We start from the raw sequence: 20,561 nt of genomic DNA, 5'->3' as shown, positions 1-20,561 counted from the left end.
GCTTCAGGGGAATTCCCGGACGCGGGCGACCGGGGCGGGGTGGCAGGGTGGGGCCATGCGCGCGTACCAGGACGTGCTCGTGGAGGAGCGGCTGCGCGAGCTGGCCGGCCGGCTGCGTGGCCCGGCCCGGCTCAAGGCCGACCTGCTGACCGAGGCACGGCACTCGTTGCAGGACGCGGTCGAGGCGTACCGGGAGGGGGGCCTGCCGCGGGCGGAGGCCGAACGACGGGCGGTGGCCGACTTCGGCAGTCCCGCCCAGCTCGCGCCGGGCTACCAGGCCGAGCTGGCGGCCGGGGCGCTGCGCCGGCTGGCGCTCCGGGCCCTCGCCGTGGCGGTGGTGCTGATGGCCGGCGGCGACCTGACCTGGCGTGGGTCGAGCTGGAGCGAGGGTTCCCGGCCGCCGGAGGGCTACCTGCTTCTCTCGGCCTCGCTGAACGGGATCTGGGGACTGGTCGCGGCGCTGGCGCTGGCCGGGCTGCTGCTCGGCGTCCTCGCCGCCCGGTACCGGTCGTCCCGGCTCCCCCAGCTCGGGCAAGCGGTGGGCTACGGGCTGACCGGTGGCCTGCTGGGCGGCGCACTCGCCGGTAGCGCCCTGTTCGGCTGGTCGATCAGCCTCTGGGAGGCGGCGCTGAGCTGGCCCCCGATGATCATCGGCGCGGTGCTGGTCAGCGTCGGCTGGTTCGCGCTGGCGCGGGCAGCCCGCTGCTGGCTCCAGGCCACCTGCTGACGTCCGAGCCCGGCCACGGATCGATGCCAGGTCGGCGAGGTGGTGGCGGGTCCAGGGTGGCGGGATGCGGCCCGGCCGGTGAGGCGGCGGGCGGTCAGGCCGGGGCGGCGGGTGGCTGGTCGGTGCCGAGGAAGCGGCCCACCGTCGCGCTGAACTCACGCCAGCCGGCCCGTTCCCCGGCGAGCGCACGGCCGCCGGCCTCGGTCAGCCGGTAGGTGCGCCGTTCCCGGCCGTTGACGGTGCTCCACGAGCTGGCCACGTAGCCGGCTCGCTCGAGTCGCCGCAGCGCCGGGTAGATGGTGCCGGTGGGCAGGTCGAGGGTACCCCCGCTGCGGGCCCGGAGCGCCTCGATGATCGCGTAACCGTGCAGCTCGCCCTGCTCCAGCACCGCCAGCAGCAGCGCGTCCAGATGTCCGTGCAGCGCCTGCGCCTTCATACGTAGCAACGCTACTTGTCCGCCGGTCGGGACGCCACCGGGGTGCGGGTCCCGACTCCACCGGGACGCCCACTAGGGTATGTGCGCAGAGTCACTCGGCGGCCCGACGCGTCGCCGGGTGGGCAACCCGACAGCACACGGAGGTCAGCGTGGCCCGCCAGTCGCCCCAACGGCCCGACGCCGACGAGCCCGAGCTCGACGACACCACCGCGTCGACCGCAGATGACGAGGTCGAGGTCGACCGCCCGGTGGCGGACCGCGCGCTCTGGGACGAGCTGCGGATCGACCCGGTCGAGATCGCCCTGCCGTCCGGCACCGGCTTCACCCTGCGGGCGTACCGGCCGGCCCGGGAGCTGACCCCGACCGACGTCGCCGAGCGCGACCAGGACGACCCCTTCCTGGCCCGCCGCCAGGTCGTCGAGACCGAGGACGACGAGGAGGTGGTGATCCTCGACGAGGAGTTCGCCGCCCTCGCCGCCGAAGAGGACGAGGACGAGGACGAGCGGCCCGAGGGCCGCCGGCGCCGCCGGGCCGAGGCGTCCGACGAGGAGGCCGAGGCCGACACGGACGAAGAGGACGAGGACGAAGCCGAGGCGGACGAAGCCGACGAGGACGAGGACGAGGCGGACGAGGACGCGGGCGACGAGGAGGTGCCCGCCTTCCTCAGCCACCGGGGCAAGCTGCTGCTGTTCAAGACCCCGGAGTCGTTGGTGAGCTTCGTCCGTTCCGGCGCGCCCAACGACCTGTCTCAACTGGACAGCTGGAATGAACTGTCCGAACGGGTGGAACCGGACGACATCGCCCCGCTGGACGAGGACACCTACGAGCTCGACCTGGTGGTGGAGAACCTCCGCGGTGGCCACGACGCGTGGGATCCCACGCTCCTCATCGAAGCCGGCGAGATCGCCCGTGACCTGGCGTACGCCCTGCGTCTACCCGCCGTGCTGGACATGCTCTCCGCAGGCTCCAGCCTGGACGACCTGGACGAGGCGCTGCGGGCGAGCGTCAACGGCGGAGTCGGTGGTTTCCTTGGCCGGCGCCGGCTGAAGAAAATCGGGGCACAAACCGCAAGTCTGGGATGGCGCACCATTGTCGGCAAGATCTCTGCTGTGGTGGACTGGCGCGACTGACCCGGACCGGGGAGCATCAGTCTCTGGCAGAGAAAGACCTGTGTCCCGGGAGGAGGACGACGCCGTGGCGCTCGTGCGCGTGTACTGCGGTCTGGCCTCGGCGGATCCGGCCGACCGGTCGGGTTCGACCGGTTCGACGCTGACGTCCGCAGTGGTCGACGACGCAGGCCGTCTGCTGCATGTCCGCGAGATCGGTGACGACCCCGCGGGTTACGCCCAGCTGGTCGCGCTGCTCGTGGAGCGGTCGGGCGGGCCGAGTGGTGCGGCCATCGCCGCCGACAGCGACGACCACACGGTGACCTCGCTGCTCAGCGCGGCCGGGAGACCGTTGGCGATCGCCGACGACGACTCGGTCGACGACTTCGCCGAGCGGTTCGCCGACGACGACTCGCTGGAGGAGATGCAGTCGCCGGCGGTCGAGCGCCGGGCGGTCGGGCTGGCCCGGGCCCTCCAGGCCGGCGCGCTCTCCGCGGTCACCCTGCCGGCGCCCCGCGACCTCGCGGGCTACAAGCAGGTCCTCGCCGCGCACGCCGCGCTGACCAGCGGGCGGCACTCGGCCGCGGTGGCCCTGCGCGAGGTGCTCCGCGAGCTCTACCCGGCCGCGCTCCGGGCGTACCCGGATCCGGCCGAGCCGGTCTCCCTGGCCGTGCTGGACGCGCTGCCGGAACCCGGCATGCTGGCCGGCACGGTCGCCGCGGACGCCGTCGCCGCCCACCTCGCGGGTGAGGGCGTCGCCGACGCCGACACGATCAACGAGGCGGTCACCGCGCTGCGGGTCGCCATCTCCGAGACGCCCCGGCGCGCCGCCGTCAACCGGGCGCTCACCGCCGCCGTCGCCGAGACCGTGCGGCAGGCGGTCGCCTCCGTCCGGGCCTGCGACGCCGGCTGCGACGCGCTGGTCGGCGCGCTCAGTGCCCGGGTCACCACGCCCGCGCCGGTCCCCGGCCGCCGAGCCGCCGCCCGACGCGGTGAGCCGGTCGGCGAGCTGACCAACGCCGGCACCGGGTTGCGCCCGGTCCGGCCGGCCGAGCCCGAGCCGGTGGGCCGGCGCGGCCGTCCCGAACCGGTCTCCGGCCCTGCCGCGCCGGCGTCACCCCGGCCGCTCGGCCCGCCGCCGGTCGCCCCGGCCCCGATCGCACCGCCGCCCGTCGCGCCCGCCCCGGTCACCCCGGCCGCGGCTGCCGGCCGGCCGACCTCCGCGCCGCCGGCGCGCCCCGAGCCGGCCGGCGCCCCGACGCCGCCGCGGCGGGACGCCCCGACCAACCGGCCGATCTCCGCGCCGCCCCCGCCGCCGCCCGGGATCACCCCGTTCGCCCCGGCCCAGCGCGGCAACGTGCCACCGGCCGAGGCCGGCGAGCCGTTCCGCCCCACCCTCACCACGGCCGCGATCAACAGCGCCCGGGCCGAGCGGCAGCGGACGATCATCCCGCCCCGGCCCAAGACCACCCCGCCGGAGCCGCCGACCGGTGGCTTCAGCGCCACCGACCTGAGCATCCCGGTGCCGGCGCCACGCCCCGGCCAGGAGTCCGCTCCCCCGGGCTCCCGGGCCAACTGGCCGCTGGTCAACAACAGCGACGACCAGGACGACCAGGCCAACGAGGCGCCCCCCGGCTACGGGTACGGCAGCCACGGCTCGGACGCGCCGAGCGATCCGGGCCGGGTCACCCCACCGTGGCTGGCGGACGACCTCCCGCAGGAGCCGCCGATGCTGCGGCTGGTGGAGCCGCCGCCGCTGGCCGACCGGGCACTGCGCGACGAACTCGACCCGCCCACCGATCCGGGCCTGGGGGCCCCCTCGCTGCGACTGGTCGACCGGGGCGGAGCCGACCAGGCCGGCCGGCCGGCACCCCGAGCCGAACTGCCCACCCCGCCGGAGCGGCGCCCCGCGCCCAAGGAGCACCGCCCGCCGCCGGTCTCCGACGAGGGTGACGGCGATCTGCTGATCTTCGCGCAGGCGAAGTCCGCCTGGTTCGTCGGACACGGCGAGGACGCCGACCTCGACTGGTCGACCACCGCCGACAGCGGCTGGCAGGCGGCCTCGCAGGCGGCCCGCCCGTCGGTGGGCGCGGAGACCAAGGCCGGCCTGCCGAAGCGAGTGCCGCAGGCCAACCTGGTGCCGGGCTCGCCGCTGCGCGAGGAGCGCCCACTGCGGATCGTCCGGAACGCGGCCAGCCTCGCCGAGAACACCACGGGATACTTCCGGGGTTGGCGACGCGGCCAGGAGATCGGTGGCTTCGCCGTCGGCGGTCGCCCCGGTCGGGAGGCGGCCGGCGGCTGGGACTTCACCCGCGACACCGGCGACCGGGACGACGATCGGGAGTACGAGTTCCGGTCCGCCGGTTACCGGTCCTGATCGCGCCGTGGCCGCTTTCCACCTGCGTGTTCCTGCCCACACCGGGATAATTTGACGCCGGGTCGGGCCGGCCGGGAGCATACCCGGCGGAACAGCCGGCGGCGGGGGGTCGCCGGGGTGGGAAGGCGACTCCATTGGCGACACCGGCAATCGACTCCTCCGTGCTGACCCGACGCGGCGTCCTCGCCGCAGCGGCGAGCACCCTGCTGCTCACCGCGTGCGGCCGGCCGGGCCAGCAACCGGACGACGCGGCGAGCAGTACCGCACCGGCCGGCCAGGAACTGGTGATCGGCGCCAGCCTCGAGCTGACCGGCAAGGGCGCCGCGCTGGGCGTGCTCCAGCAGCGGGCCATGGAGATCACCGCCGAGTCACTGAACGTCTCCGGATTCCCGGTCGGCAACCTGCGCCGCACGATGCGGCTGGAGATCCGGGACAACGGCAGCAATCCCGGGCTGGCCGCCCGGCAGGCCACCGAGCTGACCCGGCGGGACGAGGTGCACGCCCTGGTCGGCGGCACCCTCGCGGAAACCTCCATGGCCATCGTCGGGGTGGCCCAGAAACTCCAGACGCCGTTCCTGTCCCTGGGCTCCGGCGACGACATCGTGCTGCCCCTGGCCGAGCGGACGTACATCTACAAGCTCACGCCGGAGGCCGGCGACGTGGCGCGCCGAATGGCCCAGCTGATCGAGTCGCAGCGGGTTCGGCGGGTCGCGCTGCTGGCCGCGGCGGGCCTGCACGGCGACTCGGGCGTACGGGCCGTGCGGGCCGCGCTGCGCACCGCCGGGGTGGAGCTGCGGCGCACGGTACGGCTCTCCGCGGACGGCCGGGGCTTCGCCTCCGCCGCCCAGCGGGCGGTGGCCGTCGAGCCGGACGGGGTCATCGTCTGGGGCACCGCCCCGGACTCCGGCAACGCGGCCCGGGCGCTGCGTGGGGCCGGCTACCGCGGTCCGCTCTTCTTCGACGCCGGCGCGGTCGCCGACGACACCCTGGCCGGGCAGAACGCCGCCGCGGTCGAGGGGGCGTTCGCCGTCCATCCGGCCTGCCTGGCCAGCTCCCTGTTGACCACGACCACCACGGCGCAGATGGCACGGCGGGACTTCACCTACCGCTACCTCCAGCGGCACGGCAGCTTCAGCGGCTTCGCCCCGTACGCCTCGGACGCGCTCCAGCTGCTCGTCTCGGCGGCGCGGTTGGCGAGCAGTGCCGACCGTGGTCGGCTGCGGGCGTTCCTGCAGACCCAGGTGACCGAGGGCATCGCGGGCGGATACGCGTTCGCGCCGATCCGGCACGGGGGCATGGAGCCCGACTCGCTCGGTGTCTACGTGGTCAACAAGGGCAGCTGGACGCCCTGGTCCTGACCGTCCACGCCGGCCGTCCGCAGGGGATCGTCCCGCGCGGACGGCCATCGCGTTCGGCGGCCGGGACGCGGACAGCGAGAAGCGCCCGATGACCCCTGGCCATCGGGCGCTTCACATCACCGCTCAGGCGGGCGCGACCGCCCGCGAACGCCGCATGGTGAGCACGTACTCGACCAGGGAGATCAGCACGTGCTTGGTCGACTCCCGGTTGCGGGCGTCGCAGGCCACCACGGGCACGTCGCGCGAGATCGCGAGCGCGTCCCGGACGTCCTGCGGGTCGTGGTACTGCATCCCGTCGAAGCAGTTGATGGCCACCAGGTACGGCAGCCGCCGGTGCTCGAAGAAGTCGATGGCGGCGAAGCAGTCCGCCAGTCGGCGGGTGTCGACCAGCACGACGGCACCGATGGCGCCGCGCACCAGTTCGTCCCACATGAACCAGAACCGGGTCTGGCCCGGCGTACCGAACAGGTACAGGATCAGGTCGCGGTCGATCGAGATACGACCGAAGTCCATCGCCACCGTGGTCGTCGTCTTGCCCGGCACCTGCCGGGTGTCGTCGACGCCCACGCCGGCGGAGGTCATGATCGCCTCGGTGGTCAGCGGCGTGATCTCCGAGACCGAGCCGACCAGCGTCGTCTTGCCGACGCCGAATCCCCCGGCAATAACGATCTTCGCCGACGTCACGCGCCCGCTCGGGGCCGGCGGCCGGTGCGACATGTCAGAGCCTGCGAAGTCCACTCAGCACCCTCTCCAGCAGTTCAGTGCCCACCGCGTCGTCGGAGTCGTCCAGGATGGTCGGCTCGTGGACCGCGACCAGGCCGTCCGTCGCCATGTCGGCGATGAGCACCCGGGCCACGCCGAGCGGAAGCTGCATCCGCGCCGCGATCTCGGCCAGCGATTGCACGCGTCCGTCACACAGCGCGGCTATGTACTGGTGTTCACGGCCCTGGCCGCCGTTGCCGGTGGCAACGGCGCGGCCGCGCACCGTCGTCTCGACGAGCGCCTCCAGGGCGATCTCCAGCCGGGGGCGGGTACGACCGCGGGTCACGGCGTATGGACGGACCAACGCTCCGGTCGGCTCGTCACGATCGGCCATGTCGCCGCTCACCTCCCTCGTACCCGGCACCGGCTCGCCCCGGTGGCATTCGTCGATGTCGTAGTTGTTGCCGCTCCTGACCCACCGGTCAGCGCGTCGATCAGCCCATCATCCCCACAGCCGTACGCGGCTGTGGGGTCAGGGCGTCGCCCACCCGGTCGACGAGCAGGGCCATCTCGTACCCGACCTGCCCGACGTCGCAGCTGCGCGCGGCGAGGACCGCGAACGACGAACCGTCCGAGATGGACATCAGGAACAGGAAGCCGTTGTCCATCTCGACGACGGTCTGGAGCACCGCCCCGCCCTCGAAGCAGCGAGCCGCGCCCTGGGTCAGGCTGACCAGGCCGGACGCGATCGCCGCGAGCTGGTCCGCGCGGTCCCGCGGAAGGTCACGGGACGAAGCGAGGAGCAGGCCGTCGGCGGAGACCGCGACCGCGTGCGCCACACCGGGCACCCGGTCGGAGAAGTTGGCGAGCAGCCATCCGAGATCCTGCGTACTTGTCATCCTTGTTGCTCCTTCTGCCCGCTCCCGGCCACTGGGCCTGAGCCAGGCTGCGAGGACTGCTGACCGCCCGGCGTCGCCTCCGGGCCGGCCGAGTTGCTGTCGGACGGGTGGTTACGCCCCCGCTGCACACCGCGATGGTAGGCCGAGAGCAGACCCCGGACGCCCTCCGGCGTCCGCCGCTGCACCGACGCGGAAGGCTTTTCGATGCCACCCGGCACCAGCTGCGCCATCGGGGTCCGCTTGGGCAGGCCCTTCTGGGTGGTCTCGGCGACCGGGACCTCGGTGGCGGCCGAGGCCGCCCGCCAGCCGTCGTCAGCCGCGGTCTGCCAACCGGGAGACTGCTGCTGCGTCCGCCGGTTGGGCAGCGCCTCGGCGTAACCGGGGCGGCTGCCCCCGTTCGCCGATCCGTTGTCGCGCGGCGCTCCGCCGGCCGCCGGGGTGTGTGCCATCGGCGTGTTACCTGTCGTTGCGGGTGTTGTCTGCTGGGCGGCCCGGCCGGTGGCGTCGACCCTGCCGAACTGCTGGGTCGCCGCCGCACCGTTCGCCGCCGCGGCCTGGGCCGTGGTGGCCTCCTCGTTCGGCCCCGGCCGCCGGGTACGGAACCAGGCCGACTCCAGCTCCCGGAAGATCGGCAGCTCCATCGTCTCGTCCGCGTACCGCTGGCGGTTGCCAGCCTGCTGCGGGGCCGGCCGCGGCGCGGGCACCGGCCGGTTGACGGCCGGCGGCGGGGTGTCCGGCCGGGGCACCCGCGGCAGCTCGGTGGTCATGTCCAGGCCGGCCGCGAGGCGCTCCGGCACCGCGGGGGCGGCCGGGTCGGCGGCGACCGGCGGCCAGGCCGGCGGGGCACCGACGCTCGGCGGCCCGGCCTGCGGGACCGGACGCGGCGGCATCTGGCTCAGCGGCGGCGCGGAGACCGGCTGGCCCGGGGCGGGCGAGGCCGACACCGGCTGACCGGTGTAGGGCTGGCCGGTGTAGGGCTGGCCGGAGTACGGCTGGCTGGAGATCGGCTGCCCGGAGACCGGCGACGCGGACACCGGGACACCGGAGACCGGCGGCAGCGGCGGAGCCGAGACCGGCGGCGGGTTGTACGGCCTCGCCTCCGGGCTGCTCGGCAGCTGCCGCGGGATGGTCGGGTCGCCCTCGGCCGGGTTGCGCCGCTGCGGCAGCGGCTCGATCGGCTGGCCATTCGACGGCCGCGGGCTGAAACTGTCGCCGCCGGCGAGGGCGCTGGCGCCGGTGAGGTCGGACCAGGCCGGCATCGAGCGCGGCCCGCCCGGCGTGCTCGGGGCGCCGGAGCCGTTGTGCGGTACCGGGTCGAACGTACGGCCGCCGAGGGTGACCTGGTTGCCGGACGCGCCGGGGCGCGGGGCCGGCGGGGTGTGCGGGCCGTTGCCGAAGGCGGCGAGGGCACCGAACGCCGGAGCCGGACCGCCCGGCTGCAGGCCGCTGTTGGCGGCCGGGAGGGCCGGCGCGGCCTGCGGGCCACGGCCGGAGAGGGCGCGCGGCACCAGCACCGCCGAGGGCAGGGTGACGTCGGCGACCGTACCCCGGTCGGCGCCGGGCCGGAGCTCGACCTTGACGCCGTGCCGGGACGCCAGCCGGGCGACCACGACCAGGCCCATCATCCGGGAGACCGCCACGTCCACCTGCGGCGGCGTGGCCAGCCGCTCGTTCAGCTCGTACAGCTGCTCCGGGCCGATGCCGATGCCCCGGTCCTCCACGTAGAGGGAGGCGCGGTCACCCACCCGCCGGGCCTCCACCATGACGTGGGAATCCGGTGGGGAGAAGGCCGTCGCGTTGTCGAACAGCTCGGCGACCAGGTGCACGAGATCGTTGACCGCGTGCGCGGCGATCTCGATGTCCCGGTCGATCACGCCGAACTCGATCCGGGTGTAGTGCTCGACCTCGGACTGGGCGGCGCGGAGCACGTCGATCAGGGCGGCCGGCTCGCGCTGCACACGGGTGGAGTCCGCACCGGCGAGGACCAGCAGGTTCTCGTCGTTGCGGCGCATCCGGGTGGCCAGGTGGTCGAGCTGGAACAGCTCGGCCAGCCGGTCCGGGTCCTCCTCGCCGCGCTCCAGCCGGTCGAGGTGACCGATCAGGCGGTCGACCAGGATCTGCGACCGGCGGGCCAGGTTGACGAACATCGTCGCGACGGACGACCGGAGGGCGGCCTGCTCGGCCGCGGTGCGGACCGCCTCCAGGTGGACCGCGTTGAACGCCTCGGTCACCTGGCCGAACTCGTCCCTGGTCCGGACCGGCAGCGGCTCGGCGATCTGGTTGGCCAGCTGCACCGGGGAGAGCTGGCCGGTGACCTGCGGGTCACGCAGCCGGGCCACCGCCTGCGGGAGTCCGTACTGGGCCACCGACAGGGCGCCCTGGCGCAGTTCGCGCAGCGAGCGTGCCATCGAGCGGGCGACCAGGTACGCGAACAGGATCGCCAGCAGCAGCATGGTCAGCAGCAGGCCGGTCTCCAGGAACACCTGGCGCTGCGTGTCGCTGCGGAGGCTCTCGGCCTGGCGGACCACGCTGCCGTCCAGTCGCGACTCGACCGTGAGGATCAGCTTGTCGTTGGCCACCATCGCGGCGTCCCACTGGTCCGGGCCGAACTTGAGGCCGGCCAGGCTGCCGGTGACGCTGGTGTCGATCGAGCGCTGGTAGGCGGTCGACTCGCGCAGGTCCGGGCCCGAGACCGTCTGGTCGTAGAACTCGGCGTCGGACTGGCTGGCGACCGCCTTGAAGCTCTGCAGCGCCTGCTCCTGGCCGGTGCCGGTGGCGATGTACTCGTCCCGCAGGACCGGGCTGAGGCTCTTCTGCAACAGGGCCTGATGGATGACCACCCGGCGCTGCGACAGGTACTCCTTCTGCCGGGCGACCGCCGCGGCGGCCCGCATCCGGTCGCTCAGGTCGTTGTTGCCGGCGAGCTGGGTGGACGAGTCGCGGATCGCGAGCAGGTCGTTGATCAGGACCTCGTACGTCTTCTCCGCGTCGCTGGTCTTCAGCTTGCCGTTGAGCACCTGGCTGCGGGTGCTGGGCAGGTCAGCCAGGCTCTGGTCGACCTTGCCGAGCAGGACCTGGAAGCTCTTCGGCAGGTTGTCGATGGTCTGCCGCTGCCGGGAGTACGGCGTCTTCTCCTGGTCGACCCGCTGGTTGGCCCGGTTGTAGGCCTCCTGGTAGCGGGCGTTGATCTGCACCTGTTCGGCCTTGGTCGGAGCACTGTTGTTGGCGTTCAGCCACAGCACCGCCGCGACCCGCTCGTCCTGCAGGGTGTCGACCAGATTACCGGAGTAGCCGATGAGGTTGGCCAAGTCACCGGCCCGGTTGGCATTGTTGAGCGTCTGCAGGTGGTCGACCAGACCGCTGGTGCCGACCACGACCGTGGCGATGGTCGGCACGATCATGATCAGACCGAGCTTGGACCAGATCGGCATGTCGCGGAGCCGGCTGGCCGGCCGGCGCAGACGCGACAGGAAGGAGCCCGCCGTCGTTGGCCGTTTGCTCACGTCACCGCCCTCGCATTACCGCGTACGGACGTCGCCTCTGGGCAACGCCGAGCGACCGACCCGGCGGGTCGGACCTCCGAGATTCCATCACGCCGCCCCCCAAAGAGAAAGCCCAGGTTGTCCCTCGCGAGAGGTGTGATGAGATGTTGATGCAATTTGATAGCAATCCGTCTGGCCGGAGTCACTCGAAGTAATGGAACATCGTCACCGCGTCGTCCTGCTCGCCGGCCCCTCCGGCTCCGGAAAGTCGTACATTGCCCAGCGAACCGGACTTCCGGTGCTGTGCCTGGACGACTTCTACAAGGACGGCGATGACCCTACGTGTCCGCGGCGAAACGGACAAGTGGACTGGGAATCCCCGCTGTCCTGGGACGCGGACTCGGCGGTGGACACCATTGCCCGACTGGCCCGGGACGGCAAGGCCGAAGTGCCGGTTTATGCGATCGGCGCAGACCGGAGGGTGGCCACCCGGCCATTCGAGGTAACCGGTTCGTCATTTTTCGTCGCCGAAGGGATCTTCGCCGCCGAGATCGTCGCCGAGTGCCGGCGACGCGATCTGCTCGCCGGGGCGTACGCGCTGCGCCGGCCGCGCGGGGCGACCTTCGTCCGCCGGCTGGCCCGCGACCTCTCTGAGCAGCGCAAGGCGCCCCAGGTGCTGATCCGCCGCGGGGTGGCGCTGCTGCGGGCCGAGCCCGCGGTGCTGCGCCGGCAGACCGGGCTGGGCGCCGAGGCCGCCCGGGCCGGGGAGGTGCTGCGCCGGGTGGCCCGACTCGCCGGCCACCCGCATCAGCACCAGTGATCAGCCGATCAGCTTGGCGTACGCCGGCTTGATCACCTCGTCGATGATCCGCAGGCGCTCGTCGAACGGGATGAAGGCGCTCTTCATCGCGTTGATGGTGAACCACTGGAGTTCCTTCCAGCCGTAGCCGAAGGCGTCCACCAGCAGCGCCATCTCCCGGGACATCGAGGTGCCGCTCATCAGCCGGTTGTCGGTGTTGACCGTCACCCGGAAGCGCAGGTCGCGGAGCAGCCCGATCGGATGGTCGGCGATCGAGGCGGCCGCGCCGGTCTGCACGTTCGACGACGGGCACAGCTCGAGCGGGATCCGCTTGTCCCGGACGTACGCGGCCAGCCGGCCCAGCACCGGCGGGTTTCCCGGAGTGATGTCGTCGACGATGCGGACGCCGTGGCCGAGCCGGTCGGCACCGCACCACTGGATCGCCTGCCAGATCGACGGCAGCCCGAACGCCTCGCCGGCGTGGATGGTGAAGTGGAAGTTCTCCCGCTGGAGGTACTCGAAGGCGTCCAGGTGCCGGGTGGGCGGGAAGCCCGCCTCCGCGCCGGCGATGTCGAAGCCGACCACCCCGGTGTCCCGGTGCCGGACGGCCAGCTCGGCGATCTCCTGGGACCGGGCCGCGTGCCGCATCGCGGTCAGCAGCGTGCCGATCCGGATCGGGTGGCCCGCCTCTGCGGCCAGCGCGCTCCCCTCCCGGAACCCGGTGACCACCGACTCCACCACCTCGTCGAGGGTGAGGTTCTGCTCCAGGTGCTGCTCGGGGGCGAACCGGACCTCGGCGTAGACCACGCCGTCGGCGGCCAGGTCGAGAGCGCACTCGCGGGCGACCCGGCGCAGCGCCGACGCGGTCTGCATCACCGCCACGGTGTGCGCGAAGGTCTCCAGGTAGCGCTCCAGCGAGCCGGAGTTCGCCGCCTCGGCGAACCAGCGACCCAGCGCCTCCGGGTCGGCGGTCGGCAGTTCGTGGCCGACCTCGGCGGCGAGCTCCACGATCGTCGCGGGCCGTAGCCCGCCGTCGAGGTGATCGTGCAGCAACGCCTTCGGGACCTTGACGATGTCCTCGTACGAGATTGCGACCATGCTCAGACACTAGGGCATGTGCTGCGGCACGGGACCGGGCCGGCTCACGGCCGCCAGCCGTACACCCGCTCGACGGCGAGCCGGACAACGAGCCGGCGGTCGGCCACCATGGCCGCCCGGTAGTCCGTCCAGTCCGGATGCTCGCCCCGGATCCGCCGGTAGACCTCGACCAGTTCGTCGACCGTGGCGTCGTCGGCGGTCGCCGCCGGTGGGGTCAGAGTCACGACGCCCTCGGCCACCGCGTACGCCCCGCCGTCGGCGGTGGTGACGTGGAAACTGGCACGCGGGTCACGGCGCAGGTTGCGCACCTTGGCCCGATCGCCGGTGGTGGAGCAGCGGATCAGTCCCGGCTCCGCCAGGTAGTCCACGTTCGAGAGCTGCGGGCGACCGTCCCGGCGCAGGGTGACCAGCACCCCGCGCCCGCGCTCCCCGAACAGCTCCCAGAGGCGGGCGGTCATGCCGCCACCAGCGGCGGCGCGAGCGCGGCGGCCAGCCGGCCGAGCTGGTCGAGCGGCGATGTGATTGACATGTCACCGACCCTAGGAGCCGCTTTGATGACATGTCAACCACCTGGCTAGGATCGGGGCATGGACGCACCACGCTGGCTCGACGAGCGCGAGGACCGGGCCTGGCGCGGGTACCGCCGGATGCGCCGGCTGCTCGACCTGGAGCTGGCCCGGGAGCTGATGCAGGACGCCGGCCTCTCCGAGCCGGACTACGACGTGCTCTCCGACCTCTCCGAGACGCCCGACCAGCGACTGCGCCTCAGCGAGCTGGCCGACCGGATGCTCTGGTCACGCAGCCGGCTCTCCCACCACCTGTCCCGGATGCAGCAGCGCGGCCTGGTCATCCGGGAGGAGTGCCCGTCCGACGGCCGGGGCTCGGTCGTAGCCCTCACCGCGGCCGGCCGGCAGGCCGTCGAGGCCGCCGCCCCCGGCCACGTCGCCGCCGTCCGCCGCCACCTCATCGACCTGCTCACCGCCGAGGAGATCGAGGCGCTCGGCGCGCTCACCCACCGGGTCGTCGACCACCTCGCCGCCGGCGAGCAACGGCGCGGCCGGGCGGAGGTCTGACATGGACCCCCGGATCCTGGACCGCCTGCGCTGCCCGGTCTGTGGCGAGCCACTGGCCCAGACCACCGCCGGCACCGCCCGGGCACTGCGCTGCCCGCGCCGGCACAGCTTCGACATCGCCCGCCAGGGCTACGTCAACCTGCTCGCCGGCCGCGCCCCGCACACCGGGGACAGCGCCGAGATGGTCGCCGCCCGCGCCGACTTTCTCGCCGCCGGCCACTACGACACCGTCGCCGCCGCCCTCGCCGCCACCGCCCGCCAGGTGGCCGACCGGGTACGCGCCGTCGGCCCGCCGGCCCGCTTCACCCGGACGGACACCGCAGCAGGCGGGGCGTACCCCCTGGTGGTGGATGCCGGTGCCGGGACCGGCTGGTATCTCGCGGCGGTGCTGGCGGCGCTGCCGGAGGCGGTCGGCCTGGCCCTGGACGTGGCCAAGCCTGCGCTGCGCCGCGCGGCCCGGGCCCACCCGCGCGCCGCGGCGGCGCTGGCCGACACCTGGCAGCGGTTGCCGCTGGCCGACCACTCGGCGGCCGTGCTGCTGAACGTGTTCGCGCCGCGCAACGGCGCGGAGTTCCACCGGGTGCTCGACCCGGCGGGCGCGCTGTTGGTGGTCGCCCCCGCCGCGGACCACCTCGCCGAACTGGTGGATGCGCTCGACCTGCTGCGGGTGGACCCGGCCAAGGCGGACCGGGTCGCCGGCAGCCTGGGCGCCCACTTCGCCGAGGAGTCGGCCACGGTGCACCGGGCCCGGCTGGCGCTGACCCGCCCCGAGGTGTCCACCCTGGTCGGGATGGGACCCAGCGCCTGGCACACCGATCCGGCCCGGCTCGCCGAGCGGATCGCCACGCTGCCCGAGCCGGTGCCGGTGACCCTCGCCGTCCGGCTGGCCGTGCACCGGCCGACGTAGCTCAGGTGGACAGGTCCACCTCTTCCCAGCCGGGCGGCTCGTCGTGGTACGGCCCGCGTAGCACCACCGCCCACTCCAGCGCCCACCGGCGCTGCCCGATGGCGTTCGCGTCGACCAGCCCGGGCAGCGCCCGCCCGGCCTCCTCCGACTCCAGGTACGCCCAGTCCAGGCAGTAGTGCAGGTCGAGCAGGGCGGCGGCGTCGGCCGGATGCTGCGGGGCGGCCAGGATGCGGGCCCGCCACTGCGGGAAGGTCTCCCCGGCGACGAGGTTGGGCATCCGCTCGACCAGCCGCTCGTCCACCGGCACGGTGGGGTCCAGCTCCTTGGTCAGCCCGAGCACCCAGGCCAGTGAGAAGAGCGCGTCGTGGTGCAGCACGAAGGAGCGGTGGTCACCCTTGCCGCCCATCACGAACTGCCACTCCGGCGGCGTCACTGTCTCGACCAGGTGCGACTCCAGCAGCCAGCTCATCGCCGCCTGCGGGGGCATCCCGAAGCACCGGGCCAGGATCAGGTGCAGCACCGCGATCCGGGCCTCGAGGTCGACGGTGGGACGCAGCTCGATCTCGTCCCCCGGCTCCCAGACCAGCGGGAACTGCTGCGGCGGCAGCGGAAGACCCAGCCGGGACAGCTCGTCGAGGCTCGCCTCACGGACGGCCCGGGGGTCGGGGGCTGGTACGCGCACGGCTCAGGTCCCTGTCTGCTCGCGACGGCTCATCGCCGGCCGATTCCCCGTTGGCCTGCGAGAATAGCCGCTCGGCCGGCACCGCACCATGACTGGGAACGATCAGCCGATCCGCTCGATGACCAGCGGCGCCGCCGCCGGGGCGGCCGGCGCGATACGCACCGCCCGGTCCGCCTCGGCGAGCGCGGCCGGGATCCGCTCGGCGTGCTCGGCACGCAGCTCGTACAGCGGCTCGCCGACGCGTACCGGGTCGCCGGGGCGCTTGTGCAGCACCACCCCGGCCGGGACGCTCACCGGGTCCTCCTTGCGGGCCCGACCGGCGCCGAGTCGCCACGCGGCCACCCCGATGGCGTACGCGTCGATGCCGGCGATGTAGCCGTCGTCGGTCGCGCGGACCACCTCGACCTCGTTGGCGGCCGGCATCGGCGCGTCCGGGTCACCGCCCTGTGCGCGGATCATCGTCCGCCAGGCGTCCATCGCCCGGCCGTCGCGCAGCGCCGCCGCCGGGTCGGCGTCCGGCAGGCCGGCCGCGTCCAGCATCTCCCGGGCCAGCGCCAGGGTCAGCTCCACCACATCGGCGGGGCCGCCGCCGGCCAGCACCTCCAGCGACTCGGTCACCTCGACCGCGTTGCCGACGGCCAGGCCGAGCGGGGTGGACATGTCGGTGAGCAGGGCGACGGTCCGCACGCCGTGCGCCTTGCCCAGCTCGACCATGGTCCGGGCCAGCTCGCGGGCGTCGTCGACGTTCTTCATGAACGCGCCGGAGCCGACCTTCACGTCGAGCACCAGGGCGCCGGTGCCCTCGGCGATCTTCTTGCTCATGATCGAGCTGGCGATCAGCGGGATCGCCTCGACGGTGCCGGTCACGTCGCGCAGGGCGTACAGCTTGCGGTCGGCCGGGGCGAGCGCGTCACCGGCCGCGCAGATCACCGCCCCGACGTCGCGGAGCTGAGCGATGAACTCGTCGTTGCTGAGCGCCGCCCGCCAGCCCGGGATCGACTCCAGCTTGTCCAGGGTGCCGCCGGTGTGCCCGAGGCCGCGTCCGGACAGCTGCGGCACGGCGGCACCGCAGGCGGCGACGAGCGGGGTCAGCGGCAAGGTGATCTTGTCGCCGACGCCGCCGGTGGAGTGCTTGTCCACGGTCGGCCGGGTCACCGGGGAGAGGTCCAGCCGCTCCCCGCTCGCGATCATCGCGGCGGTCCACCGGGCGATCTCCGGGGCGCTCATGCCGCGCAGCAGGATCGCCATGGCCAGCGCCGACATCTGCTCGTCGGCCACCAGCCCCTTGGTGTACGCGTCGACGACCCAGTCGATCTGCCCGTCGCTCAACACGCCCCCGTCCCGTTTGGTCCGGATGACGTCAACCGCCGTGAAAGCACTCACTGTCAGAAGTTCCTATCAATAGATCAATCAAAGCGTCGGGCACGATCGAACCGACCTGCGGACGGCGACCACGGAGGGATCGGGCCGACCGTGACCGGCGGAGGGATCAAGCCTGACCGCCCGGAGCCGGTCACCGTCGGCCCGATCCCCAGAAGCTCAAGCACCAGACCAACGAACCGGGATCTCCAGCGGCGGCTCACCCTCACCAGCCCAGAAAATGGTGCCCGACGCGTCCACCACCACCACGCGGGGCGTACGGGCCAGCCCCCAGGTGACCGCCTCGGCCGGGTCGTCCCAGGTCGGGCCCTCCTCCAGTACGCCGGTCTCGGCACCCTCGGTGTCCCCGGCCGACCGCTCCCAGTAGGCCGTCCAGACCTGCTGCCCGGCGGAGAGGTCCGGGTGCACGAAGACGGTGCCACGACCGCGCCAGGCGGCCAGCCGGTCCGGCACCACGGGCACCGGATGCTCGCCGGTCACCGCGTCCAGGTCGGCCACGTCGAAGGCGTGCGGCAGCAACTCGGCCATCCGCAGCGGGCCGCCCTTCGCCTCGATCAGGCACTCTGGGCCGCCCTGCTCCCAGAGGAGCTGCCGGCACCGGCCGCAGGGCATCAGCGGCTCGCCGGTGGCGTCGACGCAGGAAAGGGCGACGATCCGGCCGCCCCCGGTGGCGTGCAGCGAGGAGACCACCCCGCACTCGGCGCAGAGCACCACTCCGTACGCGGCGTTCTCCACGTTGCAGCCGACCACCACCCGGCCGTCGTCGACCAGGGCGGCCGCCCCGACCGGGAACTTCGAGTACGGCACGTACGCGTGCCGCATCACCTCGGTGGCGGCGGCCCGCAGCCGCTCCCAGTCGATCTCCATCACATCCCCCATTCTGCCCCAATTCACGCTGATCGGTCGCGGTGGCGGCCCGGAGACGAGGGTGCCCGGCGAGGCCTCCCTCGCCGGGCACGGTGCGTCGCGAGGGGTCAGCCCTTGACGTACGGCTTGCCGTCGGCGGCCGGCGCCCGGACCCTGCCGACCAGCCCGGCCACGGCCAGGATGGTCGCCAGGTACGGCAGCATCGCCAGGAACTGGCTCGGGATACTGCTGCCGATCGCGCCCAGGTAGGTGGCGAGCTGGTCGGCGAAGCCGAAGAAGAGTGCCGCGAGCAGCGCCCCGGTCGGGCTCCACCGGCCGAAGATCAGCGCGGCCAGGGCGATGAAGCCCTTACCGCCGATCATGTTCTTGGTGAACGAGTAGAGCGCCAGGGTGTACGAGGCGCCACCGATCCCGGCGACCATGCCCGCCATGATCACGTTGCGGTAGCGCAGGCCCAGCACCTTGACGCCCAGGGTGTCCGCGGCGGTCGGATGCTCGCCCACCGAGCGGGTCCGCAGGCCCCACCGGGTACGGAACAGCGCGATGTGGATGACCAGCACCAGCAGCAGGCCGAGGTAGAGGAAGATGTTGCCGCGGAACAGCGCCGGCCCGATCAGCGGGATGTCCTTGAGCAGCGGGATCTCCCAGTTGCTGAACCGGGGCGCACTGTTGTACTTGGTCGCGTCGGTCTGCATCAGCCGCTCGTAGAGGAAGCCGGTGACGCCGACCGCCAGCAGGTTCAGCACGATGCCCATGACCACCTGGTCGACCAGGTATCGGATGGCGAAGACGGCGAGCAGCAGCGAGATGATCGCGCCGCCGATCGCCGCGGCGACCAGCCCCACCCACACGCTGCCGGTGATGCTGCCGAAGAGTGCGCCGCTGAACGCGCCCATCAGCAGCTGGCCCTCGATCGCCACGTTGACCACGCCGGACCGCTCGCAGAGCACCCCGGCCAGGGCGCCGAAGATCAGCGGTAGGGCCAGGATGAAGGTGCCCCGGACGACGTTGACCAGCGGCATGAAGTTGCGGCCCGCCGGGGCCGCGGAGACCTGCCAGCAGAGGAAGCTGAGCACGAAGGCGACCAGCCCGGCGCCGAGCACCAGGGTGAACCAGCGCTTCGGCACGCCGGCGAGCAGCGCGGCGCCGGCCACCGCGGCGATGATCCCGAACAGGATCGCACCGACCGTGCCGTTGATCTCCAGGGCGGCACCGCCCTCGGTCTCGCTGAGCGTGAACCGGGCCTGCTCGCCGGTGGCGAGCGCGCCGAACAGCACCGCCGCGAGCACGCCCAGGGCCAGCAGAACGGCGCCGGTCTTGCGGTGCCGTGTCCAGAAGCGCTCGTCGACGGTGGTGACGGCGACGTCGGGGACAGCCATGGTGGACATGCCTCACCAGCCCTTCGCGAGGCTCGTCTGCAGCCGGGCGGCGCGGGCGGCCCGGAGCTGGAAGATCGCCTTCACCAGGGCCGGCGCGGCGATGAAGATGACGATGAGCGCCTGGAGCACGGTCACCAGTTCCAGGGAGATCCCGGAGTAGGACTGCATCCGGTTGCCGCCGGCCTGGAGCGCGCCGAACAGCAGCGCGGCCAGCAGCACGCCCCACGGCCTCACCCGGCCGAGCAGCGCGACCAGGATGCCGTCGAAGCCGATCTGCGCGACCACCTGCGGGGTGAGCGCGTCCGCGGTCGAGCCGAGCACCATGTTCGAGCCGCCCAGGCCGGCCAGCAGGCCGGCGATCGCCATGACCAGTACGTACGTCTTGGTGACGCTGATGCCCGCGGTCCGGGCCGCGTCCGGGTTGTCGCCGACCGCGCGGAACTCGAAGCCGAGCGTCGAACGGTTCAGCAGCCAGGCCACGAACCAGGTGGCCAGCACGGCCAGCAGGATGCCGGCGTGCACCCGCAGGTTGTCCCCGAGCAGCCGGGGCAGCTGGGCCGAGGAGTCGACCGGCTTGCTGATCGCGTCGGACCGGTTCGGGTTCTGCACCCCGCTCTGGATGATGATCCAGGACAGGAAGTAGACCGCGACGTAGTTGAGCATGATCGTGTTGATCACCTCGTGGGCGCCGGTCCGCGCCTTGAGGATGCCCGGGACGAAACCCCAGAGCGCGCCGCCGGCCGCGCCGGCGATCAGCGCGACCAGCAGGTGCACGCCGGGCGGCAGCGGCAGCGCGAAGCCGGCGACGGCGGCGAGGATCACGCCGATGGTCGCCTGGCCCTGGGCGCCGATGTTGAACAGGCCGCCCCGGAAGGCGAGCGCCACCGACAGGCCGGTGAAGACCAGCGGCGCGGTGTACGTGAGCGTCTCGGAGATCGGGCTCAACGCGGCGGTGAAGCCGGACGCGTCCGGGTCGAAGATCGCGCCCTTGAACAGGTTCGCGTACGCCTCACTGACGACCGTCCAACTGGAGGTCAGCGCGTCCGACGGGCGGGCGGTGATGTAGCCGTAGGTGGCCAGCACGTCGGGGTCGGAGACGATGATCAGCACCGCGCCGACCAGCATCGCCAGCAGCACCGCGAGCACGGTGACGGTGACCGTGTTCGCCGCCCAGAGGTTGTCCAGGAAGAGCCGGCCCAGCGACGGGCGGGGCTCCTGGGCCGCGGGCTGCTTCGTCGCGGTGGCGGGTACCGCCCGCTCGGTGTCGCCGGCGGGCGCGGCCCGGGGGG

19 protein-coding genes are annotated in these 20,561 nt (G+C 73.3%); 7 read left to right on the top strand and 12 right to left on the bottom strand.

Annotated elements, in window-relative coordinates; genetic code table 11:
• The first annotated feature begins 55 nt into the window (after positions 1-55).
• On the top strand, positions 56-727 hold the full coding sequence (locus tag ONA70_RS08490; protein WP_265005791.1) for a permease prefix domain 1-containing protein: 672 nt from the start codon (positions 56-58) through the stop codon (positions 725-727).
• A gap of 94 nt (positions 728-821) precedes the next feature.
• Here the strand turns inward: ONA70_RS08490 and ONA70_RS08485 are convergent, their stop codons facing one another.
• Positions 822-1,163 carry a PadR family transcriptional regulator gene (locus ONA70_RS08485; RefSeq protein WP_265005790.1) on the bottom strand — a complete coding sequence of 114 codons (342 nt, stop codon included), beginning with the start codon at positions 1,161-1,163 and terminating at the stop codon, positions 822-824.
• 149 nt (positions 1,164-1,312) lie between these two features.
• Between ONA70_RS08485 and ONA70_RS08480 the strand changes: the two genes are divergently transcribed.
• The 3 genes from ONA70_RS08480 to ONA70_RS08470 all read left to right on the top strand — a co-directional run bounded on the left by ONA70_RS08480 (position 1,313) and on the right by ONA70_RS08470 (position 6,004).
• Positions 1,313-2,293, top strand: coding sequence for a DNA primase (locus ONA70_RS08480; RefSeq protein WP_265005789.1), 981 nt, complete (start codon positions 1,313-1,315; stop codon positions 2,291-2,293).
• 40 nt (positions 2,294-2,333) lie between these two features.
• Positions 2,334-4,646 (top strand): transposase, encoded by a 2,313-nt coding sequence (locus tag ONA70_RS08475; protein ID WP_265005788.1) that lies wholly within the window; start codon positions 2,334-2,336, stop codon positions 4,644-4,646.
• Positions 4,647-4,780: 134 nt separating this feature from the next.
• Positions 4,781-6,004 (top strand): ABC transporter substrate-binding protein, encoded by a 1,224-nt coding sequence (locus ONA70_RS08470; RefSeq protein WP_265005787.1) that lies wholly within the window; start codon positions 4,781-4,783, stop codon positions 6,002-6,004.
• Positions 6,005-6,127: 123 nt separating this feature from the next.
• Here ONA70_RS08470 and ONA70_RS08465 read toward each other — a convergent pair whose 3' ends face one another.
• From ONA70_RS08465 to ONA70_RS08450, 4 genes are all read right to left on the bottom strand, one after another.
• Positions 6,128-6,721, bottom strand: a complete 594-nt coding sequence (locus ONA70_RS08465; RefSeq protein WP_265005786.1) for a GTP-binding protein — start codon at positions 6,719-6,721, stop codon at positions 6,128-6,130.
• 1 nt (position 6,722) lies between these two features.
• Complete coding sequence (locus ONA70_RS08460) at positions 6,723-7,100, bottom strand: DUF742 domain-containing protein (RefSeq protein WP_123242533.1); 378 nt, start codon at positions 7,098-7,100, stop codon at positions 6,723-6,725.
• A gap of 100 nt (positions 7,101-7,200) precedes the next feature.
• Entirely contained in the window at positions 7,201-7,605 is a 405-nt protein-coding gene (locus tag ONA70_RS08455; protein ID WP_265005785.1) for a roadblock/LC7 domain-containing protein, read from the bottom strand.
• Entirely contained in the window at positions 7,602-11,108 is a 3,507-nt protein-coding gene (locus ONA70_RS08450) for a sensor histidine kinase (RefSeq protein WP_265005784.1), read from the bottom strand. Before ONA70_RS08450 ends, ONA70_RS08455 begins: the two co-directional genes overlap by 4 nt.
• A gap of 343 nt (positions 11,109-11,451) precedes the next feature.
• Here ONA70_RS08450 and ONA70_RS08445 point away from each other — a divergent pair, with 343 nt between their 5' ends.
• Positions 11,452-11,907, top strand: a complete 456-nt coding sequence (locus ONA70_RS08445) for an ATP-binding protein (RefSeq protein ID WP_265005783.1) — start codon at positions 11,452-11,454, stop codon at positions 11,905-11,907.
• On the opposite strand, the gene ONA70_RS08440 is transcribed toward ONA70_RS08445, so the two are convergent.
• Together ONA70_RS08440 and ONA70_RS08435 are read right to left on the bottom strand one after the other, a co-directional pair.
• On the bottom strand, positions 11,908-12,984 hold the full coding sequence (locus ONA70_RS08440) for an adenosine deaminase (RefSeq protein ID WP_265005782.1): 1,077 nt from the start codon (positions 12,982-12,984) through the stop codon (positions 11,908-11,910).
• A gap of 44 nt (positions 12,985-13,028) precedes the next feature.
• Positions 13,029-13,442 (bottom strand): PPOX class F420-dependent oxidoreductase, encoded by a 414-nt coding sequence (locus ONA70_RS08435; RefSeq protein WP_265005781.1) that lies wholly within the window; start codon positions 13,440-13,442, stop codon positions 13,029-13,031.
• A gap of 129 nt (positions 13,443-13,571) precedes the next feature.
• Between ONA70_RS08435 and ONA70_RS08430 the strand changes: the two genes are divergently transcribed.
• Positions 13,572-14,057, top strand: coding sequence for a MarR family winged helix-turn-helix transcriptional regulator (locus tag ONA70_RS08430; RefSeq protein ID WP_265005780.1), 486 nt, complete (start codon positions 13,572-13,574; stop codon positions 14,055-14,057).
• A gap of 1 nt (position 14,058) precedes the next feature.
• Positions 14,059-14,964 (top strand): putative RNA methyltransferase, encoded by a 906-nt coding sequence (locus ONA70_RS08425; RefSeq protein WP_265005779.1) that lies wholly within the window; start codon positions 14,059-14,061, stop codon positions 14,962-14,964.
• Between the two features lies 1 nt (position 14,965).
• On the opposite strand, the gene ONA70_RS08420 is transcribed toward ONA70_RS08425, so the two are convergent.
• The 5 genes from ONA70_RS08420 to ONA70_RS08400 all read right to left on the bottom strand — a co-directional run bounded on the left by ONA70_RS08420 (position 14,966) and on the right by ONA70_RS08400 (position 20,472).
• Entirely contained in the window at positions 14,966-15,646 is a 681-nt protein-coding gene (locus ONA70_RS08420; RefSeq protein WP_265005778.1) for a DUF4272 domain-containing protein, read from the bottom strand.
• A gap of 102 nt (positions 15,647-15,748) precedes the next feature.
• Positions 15,749-17,029 carry a thymidine phosphorylase gene (locus ONA70_RS08415; RefSeq protein ID WP_265005777.1) on the bottom strand — a complete coding sequence of 427 codons (1,281 nt, stop codon included), beginning with the start codon at positions 17,027-17,029 and terminating at the stop codon, positions 15,749-15,751.
• Positions 17,030-17,185: 156 nt separating this feature from the next.
• Positions 17,186-17,893 (bottom strand): cytidine deaminase, encoded by a 708-nt coding sequence (locus ONA70_RS08410; RefSeq protein ID WP_265005776.1) that lies wholly within the window; start codon positions 17,891-17,893, stop codon positions 17,186-17,188.
• Positions 17,894-18,000: 107 nt separating this feature from the next.
• Entirely contained in the window at positions 18,001-19,281 is a 1,281-nt protein-coding gene (locus ONA70_RS08405; RefSeq protein ID WP_265005775.1) for an ABC transporter permease, read from the bottom strand.
• A 3-nt stretch (positions 19,282-19,284) separates the two neighbouring features.
• Positions 19,285-20,472: an ABC transporter permease gene (locus ONA70_RS08400; RefSeq protein ID WP_265005816.1), complete on the bottom strand. Its 1,188-nt coding sequence runs from the start codon at positions 20,470-20,472 to the stop codon at positions 19,285-19,287.
• Positions 20,473-20,561: the final 89 nt, after the last annotated feature.

The sequence above is a fragment of the Micromonospora yasonensis genome, assembly GCF_026013475.1.
Classification (GTDB): domain Bacteria; phylum Actinomycetota; class Actinomycetes; order Mycobacteriales; family Micromonosporaceae; genus Micromonospora; species Micromonospora yasonensis.
Note: the sequence above shows the minus strand (reverse complement) of the source record. Positions and strands in the feature narration are given on the sequence as shown.